The organism is Mycobacterium adipatum (assembly GCF_001644575.1).
Lineage (GTDB): Bacteria > Actinomycetota > Actinomycetes > Mycobacteriales > Mycobacteriaceae > Mycobacterium > Mycobacterium adipatum.
The window spans coordinates 4,976,775-4,992,090 of the sequence record NZ_CP015596.1; the positions used below are offsets into that span (position 1 = coordinate 4,976,775).

Sequence of the window (15,316 nt, forward strand, 5' to 3'; positions counted from 1 at the left end):
AACTAGATGGCGAGATTTCCCAGAAATCTCGCCATCTTCTTCATATTGGGCAACGGATGGGGTGCCCCGGCGGCGTCCAGATCGCCTCGCACGCGGCGGATTATCGTCAGCTGACGGCGCCGCAGCAGATCGGCATCCACCCGGATGATCCGCCACCCCAGTTCCCGGTACCGCGCATCCTGTTCGATGTCCCGTGCGCGCTGGCGGGGGTCGGTCCAGTGCTGCGCACCGTCGTACTGCACACCGACCTTCCACTCGGGCCAACCCATGTCGAGCCGGCCGATGAAGCGGTACTCGTCGTACACCTCGATCTGGGTTCGCGACGGGCGCATCCCGGCCTTGGTCAGAACCAACCGCAGACGGGTCTCCTGGGGCGACTCGGCTCCGTCATCGGCGAGCGCGAGCACGTGGCGCAGTTGGACGACTCCGCGGGCGCCCCCGTGCGAACCGATGAGCGCACGCACGTCGGTGACCGTGAGCGTGGTCGCCTGCAGTAATGCGTCGAGGCGCAGCACAGCACTCACCGGGCCCCGCCGTCGCCCGAGGTCGAAGGCCGTCCGGGCCGGCGTCGTCGCGGGTATGCCGTGGACGACGCTGATCTCGGCGGAATCCAATCGCTCGCAGTGCAGCATGATGCCGGCCACCTTGTGCTGGCTGCGCTGATTCAGTTCGGCCGGCTCGGCGGCGTCGATCCACTTGCAGCCGTGCAGCGCCGCGGCGGAGAGTCCGGCCACGACGGCTCGCCGCCGGGACCACAACCACGCCGCACGCGCTTTGTCGCTGGGAGTCAGTTCGGCCCCGCGGGCGATGTACACGTCACGATGCAACATCTCATGGTGATGAGTCAGCTGATGCCGGGTGACCGCGCCGGCCGCCAGCGCCTCCGATCCCAGAAACACCATGTGGATTCAGACGCAGCGCAACGCCAGCAGGTTCCCCCTCCGCCGAATCTGAACTAGTTCGCGGAAACTCCCGCCACTCTCGCCATCTACTTCAGATTGGCCGGTGCTACTCGGGCGGAAGCTCCGGCCCGATGTTCTCCCCCGCCCGTTCGGCCACCTGCTCGTCGTAGTAGCGGATGATGACGGCCAGCGCCGCGGCCACCGGGACCGCCAGGAACGCCCCGACGACACCGAAGGTCGACGCCCCCAGCGTGACCGCCAGCAGCACGATCACGGCGTGCAGTTTCATCGACTTGGACTGCAGCCACGGCTGCAGCACGTTGCCCTCCAACTGCTGCACCGCGACGATGATGCCCAGCACGATCAGGGCGACGACGGGGCCGTTGGCCACCAGGGCGATCAGCACGGCGAGACCGCCGGCGACGAACGCGCCGACGATCGGCACGAAGCCACCGATGAACGTGACGATGGCCAGGGCGTAGGCCAGGGGTACACCCAGGATCACCAGCCCGATCCCGATGAGCGCGGCGTCGACGAAGCTGACCAACGCCTGGGTGCGGATGAATCCGCCCAGACTCGACCAGATGCGTTGCAGCAGCTCGGCCAGGTGGGGGGCCGCGGGATGCCCGACGGACCGCCGTAGCCACGGGATGAACTGCGGCCCGTCCTTGAGGAGGAAGAACGTCACCACGACGGTGGTGAAGACGGTCACCAGTGCCGATGTCGCCGCGCCCACGCCGGTGAACACTCCCGCTGCGATCTGGGAGCTGCTGGAGTTCAGCTGGTCGTTGATAGCGGTGACGGCCGAATCAAGTTGCGCCTGGCTGATGTTCAGCGGGGGGCCGCCCAGCCAGTCACGCACCTGCACCACCCCGGCGCTCGCCTGCTCGGCGAGTTCGGTGGACTGCTCCACGATGGCGGGGGCCACCGCGGCGATCAGGCCGCCGATCACGGCCAGGGCGACCAGCAACATGCTCAGCGCGGCTGCGGCCGGCGGCAGACCCTTGGCCCGCATCCACCGCACCGGCGGCCAGAGCACGGTGCAGATCACCACCGCCAGGGCGACGGGCAGAATGATCACCCACCCCTCGCCGAGTAGCCAGGCGAAGATCCACAGCGCGGCGGACACCGCCACGATCTGCACGGATACCACGGCAGCCGATCGAAGGTGGGCCCCGAATACCGAGCCTCGGCTCGGCGGCATGTCAGTCACGGTTCCTCTCTACCCGCCCGCGCCCGGTTCGAACGGCTTATGCCCGTCACAATCTGGCTCGCTGTTTCGTCTACCCGTTATGACCACGAGAATTCCTGCACTGACCCCCGCCCACGCCGGACCGCTCACCCGGATGATGTACCGCTATGCCAAGCGGCGGTTCGGCGAGGTGCCCGAACCCTTCACCGTCGCCGCCCACCATCCCCGGCTGCTGATCGCCAACGGCGTGCACGAGGCGATGCTGCAGGCCGGATCGACGAGGCTTCCCACCAGCGTGCGCGAACTTGCGGTGTTCTGGACCGCCCGCACCATCGGCTGCTCCTGGTGCGTGGACTTCGGTGCGATGCTGCAGCGTCTCGATGGCCTGGACGTCGATCGGCTCAAGCACATCGACGACTACGCGACATCGCCGTCGTTCAGCGATGACGAGCGCGCCGCGATCGGCTATGCCGACGCGATCACCACCGATCCGCACACCGTGACCGACGAGCAGGTGGCCGACCTACGGCAGCGGATCGGCGACGACGGTGTGATCGAGCTGACATATCAGATCGGCGTGGAGAACATGCGGGCCCGGATGTACTCGGCGCTGGGTATCACCGAGCAGGGTTTCAGCTCGGGCGACGCGTGCCGTATCCCGTGGGCCGATCAGAGCTGACCGCGCAGCGGAGAGGCGGTGAACTTGTCCGGGTTCGCGATATCCCAGAGCGCACAGACCTTTCCGTCCCGGATCGTCATCGCGGTGATGCGCGGCATCAGCTCCGGGTAGCCGTCGAGCGCGGCGGCACCCGGGGTGTAGGCGCCGAGCTCGCCGTTGATCAGCGCAAGCTGATTGCCCGCGAGCCAGTTCGGCCCGTACCGCTGCGCCAGCCCGAACAGGAAGCGCGCCACCTTGTCGGGTCCGTGGATGACCCGTGCGGCCGTGGGAGCCCGCCGGTTCGAATCCCCGGTGAAGGTGACGTCGGGGTGCAGCAGCCGGACCGCGGCGTCGAGATCGCCATCGGCCAGCGCGGCCATCAGCGACCCGACCACCTCGTCGTGGGTGCCGTCGGATACCGGAGGCGGTGCCTGCTGAACGGCACGGCGTGCCCGTGAGGCCAACTGACGCGCGGCCGCGGCATTGACGTCGAGCACGTCGGCGATATCGCCGAACGGGACACCGAAACCATCGTGCAGGACGAAGGCCACCCGCTGGTCCGGGGTCAGGCGCTCCAGCACCACCATGGCCGCGAACCGGGCGTCCTCGCCGGCCACCACGGCGGCCAGCGGGTCGTCGCGGCCGAATCCGGTGACCACCGGCTCGGGCAGCCACTGCCCGACATAGGCCTCGCGGCGGTGGGCGGCCGAACGTAGCCGGTCCAACCCCAACCGGCTGACCACCGTGGTCAGCCAGGCCCGCAGATCGGCGATGTCCTCGGCGCAACCGTGCCAGCGCAGCCAGGCGTCTTGCACAATGTCCTCGGCGTCGGCGTATGTCCCGGTCAGGCGATATCCGACGGCGAGCAGATGCGGACGCAGGGCCTCGAATTCGTCGGCCCATGCGTGCGCGGTCACACGCTGAGTCTAGGACTGTTGAAAAGTCACCTAAAGAAGCGAATCCGTCGTCGTGTTACCTCAAAGAAAACCTTTTCGTCGTATCTACCCATGCAGACAACTGAAACCGTATATTCCTGCAAATGGCAATCGCGGAACAACCGGCACCGATGACCACAGACAAGGGTCTGCAAGCCGGGGCGCTGGGTCTGGTCGGCAATGTGGTGATCGGGCTGGCTGCGGTGGCACCCGCGTACAGCCTGGCCGCCACGCTGGGGTATGTGGTGCTCAACGTCGGCGACAAGGCACCGGCGATGTTCGTGCTGGCCTTCATCCCGATGCTGCTGGTGGCCTTCGCCTACAAGGAGCTCTCGCAGGACACCCCCGACTGCGGGACGACCTTCACCTGGGGCACCAAGGCCTTCGGCCCGTGGATCGGCTGGATCGGCGGGTGGGGCCTGGCCGTCTCGGCGATCATCGTGCTGGCCAACGTCGCCGAGGTGGCGGCCATCTACCTGTTCAAGTTCCTCGGCCAGGACGCGCTCGCCGAGAATCTGTTCGCCAAGGTGGCACTCGGGTCGTTCTTCATCATCTCGATGACCCTGGTCAGCGCCCGCGGCGTGGTGGTGTCCGAGCGGATGCAGAACGTGCTCATCGTCATCCAGTTCGGCGTGTTGATCATCGCCAGCATCTGGGCTCTGGCCCGGGTGTTCACCGGCACCGCGGGGGCTCAGGCCGTCTCCCCGCAACTGTCGTGGCTGTGGCCGTCGGGCCTCGACGTGTCCTCCATCGCGGCGGCGATCATCCTGTGCATCTTCATCTACTGGGGCTGGGACGCCTGCCTGGCCGTCGGTGAGGAGACCAAGAATCCCGGCAAGACGCCCGGGATCGCCGCGGTCATCACCACCCTGATTCTGGTCTGCACCTACGTGTTGGTGGCCTACGCCGTGCAATCGTTCTCGGGGTTCAGCGTCGTGGGAATCGGCCTGAACAACCCCAACAACACCGACGATGTGCTGACCGTGCTCGGCGGGCCGGTGGGCGGTTCGATTCTGGCGTCGCTGCTGCTGCTCACCGTGTCGGTGTCGGCGCTGTCGTCCACCCAGACCACCATCCTGCCGACCGCCCGCGGCACCCTGTCGATGGCGGTCTACGAGGCACTGCCGAAACGATTCGCCAATGTCCACCCCAAGTACATGACCCCCGCCTTCGGCACCATCGTGATGGGCGCGATGGCGCTGTTCTTCTACCTGGTCCTGACGTTCCTCTCCGAGAACGCGCTGGCCGATTCGGTGGCTTCGCTGGGCCTGGCGGTGGCGTTCTACTACGGCATCACCGCGTTCGCCTGCGTCTGGTACTTCCGCGCGACGCTGTTCTCCTCGGTCCGAAACCTGTTCTTCCGCGGCATCTTCCCGCTGCTGGGCGGGCTGGCGATGGCCGTCGCGTTCGGCATCAGCGCCAAGGACATGATCGCCCCCGACTACGGCTACACCGCGTTCGGTCCGATCGGCGGCGTGTTCGTGCTCGGCGTCGGCATGCTGGTGCTCGGCGTGCCGCTCATGCTGGCCTGCTTCGCCTTCGGCACCAAACGTTTCTTCCGCGGCGAAACACTCAACGCCCGCACCGAAGTCAAAGTCCCCGATGTGTACTGATACGAAAGAACAGGCAGCACCATGCATCTGACAGTGGGATACCTGGCGACCCCGACCGGCGACGACGGCGTCGCACTGGCGGCGGCGTTGGCGCGCACGTTCCGCGCCGACGTCGATGTCGTGCTGGTGGTGCGCGAGGAACTTCCGGATGGCCATCCGGGGCGCGCCCAATACCAAAAGCTGCTCATCACACGGGGCCAGGAGTGGATCGCCAAGGCGGTGTCCGCCCTCACCGGCGTCGCCGACTCGGTCAATGCCCATGTCCTGGTGGGCGAATCGTTCGCCGAAACACTGCTGCAGTTCGCCGAGGAACACCAATCGGACCTCATCGTGGTCGGCGGCGCCCGCGACGGCTTCTTCGGCGGGCATGTCATCGGTCCGGTGTCCAGTGCGCTGCTGCACAGTTCGACCATCCCCATCGCTCTGGCGCCGCGCGGCTATGCCGACGATGCACCCGAACGCATCGAGGCCATCACCGCCGCGGTGCCCAGCAAGGCCGGTGACGACAATCCGTTGCCGTTCGCCATCACGCTGGCCAGCGCGGCGAACCTCCCGATCCGGATGGTCTCGCTGGTATCCGCCGAGAACCTGGCCGAGGCCGAAGACCTCAAGGAACTGCGGCAGATGCAGATCGACGCCGCGCAAGAGAACATGGCGGTGGCCGCCCGGGCGCTGCCGGAGTCACCGGATATCGAATCGCTGGTGGCCGAGGGCATGACGCTGGAGTCCGCGCTCAAGAAGCTCAATTGGGGCGATACCGACGTGCTGGTTGTCGGCTCCAGCAGATTCGCCGCACCGAAGCGAATCTTCCTGGGGTCCACGGCATCGCGCATCCTGGCGGGTACCGATGCGCCGGTGATCGTCATCCCGCGCGACGAATAGCGATTTGTGGAGTTTTACCCGTAACCATTACGGCTAAGACTCCACGAATCGCTACAGGGTGATGACTTCGTAGGCGCCGTCGGCGTATCGGGACCGGATGGTCTTCTTGTCGTACTTGCCGACGCTGGTGCGGGGCACCTGGTCCACGAAGGCCCACCGCTCCGGCAACCACCAGCGAACCACCTTGTCGGCCAGGAAGTCCCGCAGCTCCTCGGCGGTGTGCACGACGCCCTCCTGCAGGACCACCAGGGCCAGCGGACGTTCCTGCCACCGCTCGTCGGGCACGCCGACGACGGCGGCCTCCAGCACGCCCGGGTGCCCGATGAGGTGATTCTCCAGCTCCACCGAGGAGATCCACTCACCGCCGGACTTGATGACGTCCTTGGCCCGGTCGGTCAGCGTCACGAAGCCGTCGGCATCGATACGCCCGACGTCACCGGTGCGCAGCCACCCGCTGTCGAACTTCTCGGCGTCCCGGCCGAGGTAATAACCCCCGGTGATCCACGGCCCGCGAACCTCCAATTCGCCCACCGATTCCCCGTCGGCGGGCAGCGGGTCTCCGGCGTCATCGACAACCCGGATCTCGACCCCGCACATCGGCCGCCCCTGGGTGCTGCGCATCTCCCAGTGCCGGTCCTCCGCAACACCGGGCAGCGGCCTGGCGACGGTGGCCACCGGCGAGGTCTCGGTCATTCCCCAGGCCTGCTGGATGTACACCCCGTGCTGGCGCTCGAATGTCTGCATCAGCGACAGCGGCACCGCAGACCCACCGCAGGCCACCAACCGCAGTGACGAAACGTCATGTCCCGGGCTCTTTTCCAGGCAGTGCATGACGTCGTTCCAGATCGTCGGCACCGCGCCGGCCAGCGTGGGCCGGCGCGATTCGATGAGCTCGATCAGCGAGGCACCGTCCAGGAAGCGGTCCGGCATGACCAGGTCGGCGCCGGCCATCAGCGCCGCGTAGGCCAGCCCCCAGGCGTTCGCGTGGAACATCGGGACGATGGGCAACACAATATCGTCGCTGCCGACGTCGAGCGCGTTGGCGGTGCAGGTGGACAGCGAATGCAAGTATGTCGAACGGTGGCTGTAGACAACACCTTTGGGGTTTCCGGTGGTGCCACTGGTGTAGCACATCGCGGCGGCGGAGTTCTCGTCCACCTCGGGCCAGTCGAATTCGGTCGGGTGGCCCGCCAGTAGGTCCTCGTAGCGCAGCACGGTGACGCCGTGCCCGCTCAGCGCGCCGGCATCCGCGTCCCCGGCCACGATCACGGTGTGCACCGTGTCCAGTAGCGGCAGCACCGGCGCCAGCACCCCCACCAGCGATGCATCGGCGACGATGACCTGATCCTCGGCCTCGTTGGCGATGAAGGCGATCTGTTCGGCGGACAACCGGATGTTCAGCGTGTGCAGCACCGCACCCATCGCCGGGGCGGCCAGGTAGACGGCCAGATGCTCGGCGTTGTTCCACATGAACGTGGCGACCCGCTGATCCCCGGTGATACCGAGCCCACGCAGTCCGTGCGCCAGCTGGGCGACCTGTTCCCCGAGCTCGCGGTAACTGAGGCTGCGGTATCCGCCGTGGCCGGTGGCGGTGGTGACCACCCGGTCACCGTTCACCCGGCAGGCGTGCCGCAGGATCGCGGCGATGGTCAACGGCCAATTCTGCATGGTGGACAGCACGCCGGCGATGTTAGCGCCTTCGACCAGCCGGTCTGCAACGAATCGACATCTGCCGGCGATGTATCAGGCAGAACCCTTTGAGCACGTCAGACAGGGGGCGCACGATGCGTCCGATTGCACTCACCGCCGGATTGATCGCCGCCGCGGCGCTCGCGGCGCCACCGCAGGCCTCAGCAGAACAGACCGCTCTGGAGACGATCGGCATGCTCGAGGCGCAGGGCTACACCGTCAACGTCGACCGGATCGGCAGCGCACCGCTGGAACAGTGCACCGTCACCGGTATCCGCAACCCGCAGCAGATCACCCAGTGGGTGAGCGTCGAGGACGGCGATCATCACGGCGGGGACCATCACCGCGGCACCGACCTGGTGGAAATAGTGGTCAGTCAGTCGATTTCGGTATCGCTGGACTGCAACCGCGCAACCGGCTGAGTTCAGACGCCGACCGGCGCCAGCTCGCGCACCGCATCGAATGCCACGGCGTCGAACGGCGAATACAGCGGAGCCGGGGCGGCCACCCGGAACGCGGTGACACAGCCGTCGACATCGGCCACGTAGAGCCGGTCGCCCGCGGTGTTCAGCGCGGCCGCAACCGGGCGGGCACCGACGGTGATGGTCTCGATGACCTCGTGGGTGACGGTGCACAGCACCGCGATCTGGTCGTAGTCGACGACGTAGGCGCGCGCACCGTCGGCCGACAGCGCCATCTGGATCGGCAGGGTGCCGGCGTTGATGCTGGCGGTGATGCCGAAGGTCTTCGGGTCGATGACCTCGACGACACCGCGGGCCTGCAGATCCGAGGTCAGCACGTAGACGCTTCCGTCGGCCGCGACGGCCAGGTCACGGATGGGTGCGCCGAAAGCGATCGACTTGCGCGCCTTGGCGGTTTCGATGTCGACGACCACCACGCGGCTGCCGCGGCTGGTGGTCACGCCCACGTAGAGCCGCCGGCCGGCGGCGTCGACCGCGAGTGCGTCGATGGTCGAGCCGGCGCCCGCCCCGATGTCGATGGTGCCGACGCGATCGGCGGTGATGTCGATGACGGCCACATCCACGTGGTCATGCCCGGCGCGCGCGGCGTAGGCACGCTTGCCGTCCGGCCCGGCCAGCACCGCGGTGACCGCAAAGGCCAGCGGATAGCTGCCCACGACCGCGTGGGTGCGGGTGTCGATGACCGCAACGGTGTCGGCCTCGGCGGCGCTGGTCACGACGAACGCCAGGTCATCGGTCAGGGCCACCGCGAGCGGTTCACCCTCCACCGACACCAGGGCGGGGGCCCCGGCATTGTCGGGGCGCACCACGGCAACGCTGTCATCGCCGTAGTTGGCCACCACGATGGCATCGGCGTTGGCGGTGAGGTCGGCGATCGGACCGCGGTTGATCGCGACCGAACCCGCGAACGCGCTCTGGGAATCGTTCAGCGCTGCCGCATTGGCGCGCACAACAACACTTGCCATCTCTTCGACACCTCCGCCGGATGACTATCCCGGCACTTGATTCAGTCGCCAGCGTCCGAGTTGAACGCGTTTGAACCGAGTCTAGCGACGGAACAAGGTACCCAATCCGGCCTTCGGTCGCTCGCCGAGTTCACTGCCGGTCCACCTCTCAGCCATCCCTCAGAAAAATATCGTTATACAGTTGTGACCTTGTCGTAGCAATGTCGTTCAGCGTTCTCAACTGCAACTTCGACACCACCAGCTAACTGCCCCGCGGGGCGCAACCACACCCGTCCCACACACATCTCTCAGACCTGGTGGCGAAAATGAAAGGCAGATCACAGCCGACACGTCAGCAAACTTTCGACGGGTCGCGCAGTGGCGCAAGTTCGCTATTGACGTAGCTGGCAAATTAGCGGTGCGTCAGGGCAACAGGATGTAGGACAACTCCGGAAGGGCCCGCACCGTGCGCCCCGACCAGATGTGTGGCGCCGTGTCGGGCGCCGCCATCTCGGTGATCCGCAGGTACGTCCCGTCCGGGCGGCTGGAGGTGGCATCGACCCACGCGACATGGCCCGTGCCGGGCGCGTCCAGCACGCCGGGGGGAATCACCACCACGGCGCGGTCGCGGGGCTCCCGGACGACCGTCCAGCCGGCCGCCCGGGCCGAGGACGCCAGGTCGCGCGGCGCACCGTCGACCGCCGGGTAGGACCGCTTGCCGGAGGCGAAATACCACTTCTCCAAGGCGCCCCACAGCGCGGATCCCTCTTCCCCGGGATTGCTGCCGACGGTTCTGCCGGCGGCCCTGGGCTGGGCCGGCCGCATCGATTCGGTGGCGCACGGTGGCACAACAGGGTCATCGGACCCGGTGTCGAGCATCGCGTCGGTGACGTAGCCACCGTCGGCCAACCGGTTCCACAGATCGGTGGACATGTCGTAGGGGCCGCCGTCGAACACGGTTCCGCGGGCGTAGCAGGTGATGGTGATCCGGGCGCCGTTGCGCACGGTGGCGACCCGCTGGCTCGTCGTCGACGGCGCCGAGCGCACATTGAGATCACCGCTGCCGGTGTTCACCGTAACGGTGACCGAATTCTCCGCCGATTCCGGCGCGGCGAAGGCCGGCGCCGCGGGCAGCAGCAGGGCCGAGGCAGCCAGCAGAGACACCCGTCGATGAATCCCAGTCCTGTGCACAGCGAGCCTTTCGGAAACCGGTCGAAAAAAATCATAGAACCGGCCCGATCAATTTGCTGTCAGCACACGAAGTATTTGCCCGGTTGATATCTGGCGGGTCCGGCCGCCGGACGCGTCATCCGGGAGGTCGTCAGCGCCACTGATAGCGCGTCTTGGGCCGGCCGGCCTTGCCGTAGTCGGTGTTGCGGGTGACGGTGCCCTCGTCGGCCAGGCGTTCCAGGTACCGCCACGCCGTCACTCGCGACACCCCGACCTGGGCGGCGACCTCGTCGGCGGTCAGCCCGCCGGGCCGGTCGCGAACGGCCCGGGCGATCTCGTCGGTGGTCTGCGGGGCCGCACCCTTGGGCGAGGCGGCCCGGTCGGCGCCGATCCGCAACTCCGCCATGGCCCGGTCCACCTCGGCCTGGCTGGCGGCCTCGGTACCGGCGGGTAGAGCGGTCCGGTATCGCCGGTAGCGCTCCAGCCGATCCCGGAACGCGGCGAAGGTGAACGGCTTGAGCAGATAGGCCAGCGCCCCGTGCGAGACCGCGGCGCGCACCATCTCCAGGTCACGCTCAGAGGTGATGGCGATGATGTCCGGGGCGGGGACCAGACCGGACAGCCCGGAGGCCAGCGAGATGCCACTCGCGTCGGGTAGGCCGAGGTCGAGCAGCACCAGGTCGATCGGCTCCCCCGCCGCCGCCGCGCCGGCTGCGGTGCGCATCGCGTCACGCGCGGTGTGCACCACGGCTGCCGGCGAAAAACCCTGCAGCCGACCGAGATACGTGCGATGCGCCTCGGCGATCAGCACATCGTCCTCGACGATCAGCACCCTGATCACCGGCCGATCACCACCGAGACCACCGATCCGTAGCCGGCATCGGTGCTCAGCGTGCCCCCGTGGCGGTGCACCACCTGTGCGACCAACGCCAGGCCCAGACCGTGCCCGTCGCCGGTTTTCGTCGAGTACCCCCGCCGTTGCGCTCGGGTGAACTCGTCGGCATCCATCCCGGTACCGCTGTCGGCCACGATGATTCGCAGCGCGTCAGCGTCCTGGGTCACCGTCACCTCGACCCACGGGTCGTCCCGATCACAGGCATCCATCGCATTGTCGATGAGATTACCCAGCACGGTCACCAATTCCTGACCGGTCAGTGCGACGTCGGCGGGCAGTTGGGTGTCCTCGGTGACCGACAGCGCGATACCGCGTTCGTCGGCCTGGGCGGTCTTGCCCAGCAGCAACGCGACGAGGGCCGGCTCGCTGACGGCCTCCGACAGCCGATCCACCAGCCGTTGGGAGAGTTCCAGTTCCCTGGTCGCCACCGCGACGGCCTCGGCCGGGCGGCCCATCTCGACCATCGTGATCACGGTGTGCAGCTTGTTGGCCGACTCGTGGGCCTGGGCGCGCAACGAATCGGCCAGCACCTGCAGGGAGCTCAGTTCGCCGAGGGCGCCCTGCAATTCGGTGCGGTCCCGCACGGTCACCACCTCGCTGCCCGAGTCGGGCACCCTCGCCCGGTTGACCACCAACACGCGCTCGTCGGTGACGTGCAGCTCGTCGCGCACCCCCGGATCGGCGGCCTGCAGGAACTCCGGGAGGTCGGCGACCGAGACCGGGCCGGGCCCCAGCGCCAGCAATCGGCGAGCCTCGTCGTTGACCAGCACCACGCCGTTGCGGTCCAACACGATCAAGCCCTCCGACACCGCGTGCAGGATCGCGTCGTGATGGTCGTACATCACCCGCAGCTCGTCGGGACGCAGCCCGCGGGTCTGCCGCAACAACCTGCGCCGGATTCCCCACACCCCGACCAGCGACACGGCGAGTGCGCCGGCGCCCACCGCGGCGATGACCGACCACTGCTGGCGCCACCGCTCGGCCAGGCTCTGCTGCAGGATGCCGGCGGCGACGAGCCCGATCACCCGGCCGTCGGCGTCGTGGACCGGTACCACCGCGCGGATCGACGGGCCCAGGGTTCCGGTGTAGACCTCGGTGAACGATTCACCGTGCAGGGCCGGTTCGATGTTGCCGAGGTAGCGCCCACCGATCTGGCTCGGGTCGGTGTGGGTGTAGCGGGTCCGGTCGGGGGCCATGATGGTGATGAACGCGATGTCGGTGTGTCGGCGCACCAGCTCGGTGACCGGTTGCAGCGTCGCCGTCGCGTCGCCGTCGATGATCGCCTGTGCCGTGGACGGGGAGTCCGCCAGCGAGGTGGCGATTCCCAGCACCTGGGCCTCGGCGGCGGCGTCGCCGTCCTGGCGGGCGTCCAGCAGGGCCAGCCCGCTGCCCGCCACCACGATCAGCGTGATGACCAGGATCTGCAGGGCGATGGCCTGACCCGCCAGCGACCACCGCCACAGTCGGTCGGCCACCATGCGGCGCACCTCCCGTGAACGAAATGAACTAAAACGTGACCTGGCTCACGCCGTGTCCGACCATCCTTACATGACTACTTCCCAGCATCCGTCTCCGGCGACGTCGCCGCTGGACGCGCCCAAAACCAAGCGGGACCGCACCCATTGGCTCTACATCGCCGTGATCATCGCGGTTGTCGCCGGTGTCGCCGTCGGCATCCTGTCCCCCGACGTGGGCAAGAGCGTCGGCGTGCTCGGCACCATGTTCGTCGCGCTGATCAAGATGATGATCGCACCGGTGATCTTCTGCACCATCGTGCTCGGCATCGGATCGGTGCGTAAGGCTGCGACCGTCGGCAAGGTGGGCGGGCTGGCCTTCGTCTACTTCCTGGCGATGTCGACCTTCGCGTTGGGCATCGGTCTGGTCGTCGGCAACCTGCTGCACCCGGGCGAAGGGCTCAACGTCACCGACACTGCGGGTAAGGGCGCCGAACTCGCCGACAAGGCCCATGAGGCCGGCGGTCTGCTGGACTTCGTCCAGGGCATCATCCCGACATCGCTGTTCTCGGCTCTGACCGAGGGCAGCGTGCTGCAAGCGCTGTTCGTCGCGCTGCTGGTGGGTTTCGCGATCCAGGGTCTCGGTGCGGCGGGCGACCCGATCCTGCGCGGTGTCGAGCACCTGCAGAAGCTGGTCTTCAAGGTGCTGGTGATGATCCTGTGGCTGGCCCCGATCGGTGCGTTCGGTGCCATCGCCAATGTCGTCGGGCAGACCGGCTGGGCGGCGGTCGGGCAGCTGATGACGCTGATGGTCGGCTTCTACCTGACCTGCGCGATCTTCGTGTTCGGTGTGCTCGGCGCGCTGCTGCGTGCGGTGGCCGGCGTGTCGATCTTCAAGCTGGTGCGCTACCTGGCCCGCGAGTACCTGCTGATCGTGTCGACGTCCTCGTCGGAGTCGGCGCTGCCGCGCCTGATCGCCAAGATGGAGCACCTGGGCGTCGACCGCTCGACCGTCGGCGTAGTGGTTCCCACCGGCTACTCGTTCAATCTGGACGGGACCGCAATCTACCTGACGATGGCCTCGCTGTTCATCGCCGGGGCCCTGGGTGATCCTCTGAGTGTGTCCGAGCAGATCGGCCTGCTGGTGTTCATGATCGTCGCCTCCAAGGGTGCCGCCGGTGTCACCGGCGCGGGGCTGGCCACGCTGGCCGGCGGTCTGCAGGCACACCGCCCCGACCTGCTCGACGGTGTCGGCCTGATCGTCGGCATCGACCGGTTCATGTCCGAGGCCCGGGCGTTGACCAACTTCTCCGGCAACGCGGTGGCGACCCTGCTGGTCGGGTCGTGGACGAAGACGATCGACCGCGACAAGGTGGACGCCGTGCTGGCCGGGTCCGACCCGTTCGACGAACTCACCATGCTCGACGATCATCGCCGGCCAGAAACCGAGCCAGCTTCGGCTTCGGCTTCGGCTTCGGAGCGAGTCCCGGTAACGGCATAAGGTCCGCGCGAACCCCTGCGGCGTCGCAACCACCCCCCTCGGTGGTTGCGGCGCCGCAGCCGTGTGCACGCCTTGTCCGAGTGACCCGCCGGAGGTCCTGCGGATATGCGACCATCGGCCCATGAATCCGCAGGACGACCCGGAAGCCCGGATCCGTGCGCTGGAACCCACCGAACTCGGCACCGAGCACGCCAGTTCCGCCGGGCAGGGCCACCTCGCCCCGCCACCACCGCCGACCCAGCCGTGGTCCGCCCAGCAACCCTATGCTCCACCGCAGTATGGCCAAAGCCCTTATGGCGCCGATCCTTACGCCACCGGATACGCGGCGCCCTATCCCTCGGGCCCGTCCGGTTCCGGGTTCCGGCCGTGGATGGCGATCGCGCCGATCGCGGTCGTGCTGTTCCTGTTCGCCGGTGGCGCGGCGGCGTTCTTCGTGTTCTCCAACACCTCGGTGCCCGAACTCCCCGGTATCTCCGGCGGCGGCGATGTGCTGACCGACGCTCCGGTGGCTCCGGTGCCGCCCTCGTTGCCGACGATCATCACGATCCCCACCGACATCGCGGCTCCCCCGTCAGACTCCGTACCGGAACCCGGGTCCACCCTGACGATCAGCGGCATCGGCGTCAACCGATCCGTGGTCTGCAACGACAACATCGTGATCATCAGCGGCGCGAACAACACCGTCGACATCACCGGGCATTGCACAGCCCTGACGGTGTCCGGTTTCGAGAACGTCATCACCGCCGAATCCGCCCAGCAGATCGCCGTGTCCGGGTTCGACAACTCGGTCACCTACCGCACCGGCGAACCCGGGGTGAGCCAGTCCGGCAACGGTAACTCCGTGACCCGCGGTTGAGTCACCCGTTCGCACCGGCGTGCGCGATTCGAGCAAAACATCCGGCGCCCGGGTGGGAGGTTCGCGCTGCGTCACAGCGTCGGCACAGGTTCGATTTAGCTAAGCCTTAGTTAATCTGTTACCTTCGTCGAGGACATCGACGT

At 67.5% G+C, this 15,316-nt stretch carries 13 protein-coding genes and 1 pseudogene; 6 read left to right on the plus strand and 8 right to left on the minus strand.

Features of this window, described 5'->3' with window-relative positions:
* Positions 1-2: 2 nt before the first annotated feature.
* Both A7U43_RS23640 and A7U43_RS23645 read right to left on the minus strand, forming a co-directional pair.
* Positions 3-902 (minus strand): endonuclease domain-containing protein, encoded by a 900-nt coding sequence (locus tag A7U43_RS23640; RefSeq protein WP_067999913.1) that lies wholly within the window; start codon positions 900-902, stop codon positions 3-5.
* 106 nt (positions 903-1,008) lie between these two features.
* Complete coding sequence (locus A7U43_RS23645; protein WP_067999915.1) at positions 1,009-2,106, minus strand: AI-2E family transporter; 1,098 nt, start codon at positions 2,104-2,106, stop codon at positions 1,009-1,011.
* A gap of 76 nt (positions 2,107-2,182) precedes the next feature.
* Here A7U43_RS23645 and A7U43_RS23650 point away from each other — a divergent pair.
* Positions 2,183-2,773, plus strand: a pseudogene (locus tag A7U43_RS23650) (carboxymuconolactone decarboxylase family protein); the annotation flags it as partial.
* On the opposite strand, the gene A7U43_RS23655 reads toward A7U43_RS23650, so the two are convergent.
* On the minus strand, positions 2,764-3,669 hold the full coding sequence (locus A7U43_RS23655) for a sigma-70 family RNA polymerase sigma factor (RefSeq protein WP_067999918.1): 906 nt from the start codon (positions 3,667-3,669) through the stop codon (positions 2,764-2,766). The pseudogene A7U43_RS23650 and the gene A7U43_RS23655 sit on opposite strands and share 10 nt — an antisense overlap.
* Positions 3,670-3,791: 122 nt before the next feature.
* Between A7U43_RS23655 and A7U43_RS23660 the strand changes: the two genes are divergently transcribed.
* On the plus strand, positions 3,792-5,300 hold the full coding sequence (locus A7U43_RS23660; RefSeq protein WP_067999920.1) for an APC family permease: 1,509 nt from the start codon (positions 3,792-3,794) through the stop codon (positions 5,298-5,300).
* A gap of 21 nt (positions 5,301-5,321) precedes the next feature.
* A complete protein-coding gene (locus tag A7U43_RS23665; RefSeq protein ID WP_067999922.1) occupies positions 5,322-6,182 on the plus strand; it encodes a universal stress protein in 861 nt (286 codons plus the stop codon).
* A gap of 51 nt (positions 6,183-6,233) precedes the next feature.
* On the opposite strand, the gene A7U43_RS23670 is transcribed toward A7U43_RS23665, so the two are convergent.
* Positions 6,234-7,862 carry a fatty acid--CoA ligase gene (locus tag A7U43_RS23670; protein WP_197499902.1) on the minus strand — a complete coding sequence of 543 codons (1,629 nt, stop codon included), beginning with the start codon at positions 7,860-7,862 and terminating at the stop codon, positions 6,234-6,236.
* 104 nt (positions 7,863-7,966) lie between these two features.
* Between A7U43_RS23670 and A7U43_RS23675 the strand changes: the two genes are divergently transcribed.
* Complete coding sequence (locus A7U43_RS23675) at positions 7,967-8,293, plus strand: hypothetical protein (RefSeq protein WP_067999924.1); 327 nt, start codon at positions 7,967-7,969, stop codon at positions 8,291-8,293.
* Between the two features lie 2 nt (positions 8,294-8,295).
* Here the strand turns inward: A7U43_RS23675 and A7U43_RS23680 are convergent, their stop codons facing one another.
* The 4 genes from A7U43_RS23680 to A7U43_RS23695 all read right to left on the minus strand — a co-directional run bounded on the left by A7U43_RS23680 (position 8,296) and on the right by A7U43_RS23695 (position 12,840).
* A complete protein-coding gene (locus A7U43_RS23680) occupies positions 8,296-9,318 on the minus strand; it encodes a YncE family protein (protein WP_231963447.1) in 1,023 nt (340 codons plus the stop codon).
* 402 nt (positions 9,319-9,720) lie between these two features.
* On the minus strand, positions 9,721-10,461 hold the full coding sequence (locus A7U43_RS23685) for an amidase (protein ID WP_231963448.1): 741 nt from the start codon (positions 10,459-10,461) through the stop codon (positions 9,721-9,723).
* A 157-nt stretch (positions 10,462-10,618) separates the two neighbouring features.
* The gene (locus A7U43_RS23690) at positions 10,619-11,308 is read right to left on the minus strand and encodes a response regulator (RefSeq protein ID WP_067999926.1); all 690 of its coding nucleotides are present in this window, start codon (positions 11,306-11,308) and stop codon (positions 10,619-10,621) included.
* Entirely contained in the window at positions 11,305-12,840 is a 1,536-nt protein-coding gene (locus A7U43_RS23695; RefSeq protein ID WP_067999928.1) for a sensor histidine kinase, read from the minus strand. The genes A7U43_RS23690 and A7U43_RS23695 overlap by 4 nt, the downstream gene beginning before the upstream one ends.
* A gap of 70 nt (positions 12,841-12,910) precedes the next feature.
* Between A7U43_RS23695 and A7U43_RS23700 the strand changes: the two genes are divergently transcribed.
* Positions 12,911-14,317, plus strand: a complete 1,407-nt coding sequence (locus A7U43_RS23700) for a cation:dicarboxylate symporter family transporter (RefSeq protein ID WP_067999930.1) — start codon at positions 12,911-12,913, stop codon at positions 14,315-14,317.
* A gap of 121 nt (positions 14,318-14,438) precedes the next feature.
* The gene (locus tag A7U43_RS23705; protein WP_082902275.1) at positions 14,439-15,173 is read left to right on the plus strand and encodes a DUF3060 domain-containing protein; all 735 of its coding nucleotides are present in this window, start codon (positions 14,439-14,441) and stop codon (positions 15,171-15,173) included.
* Positions 15,174-15,316 lie beyond the last annotated feature (143 nt).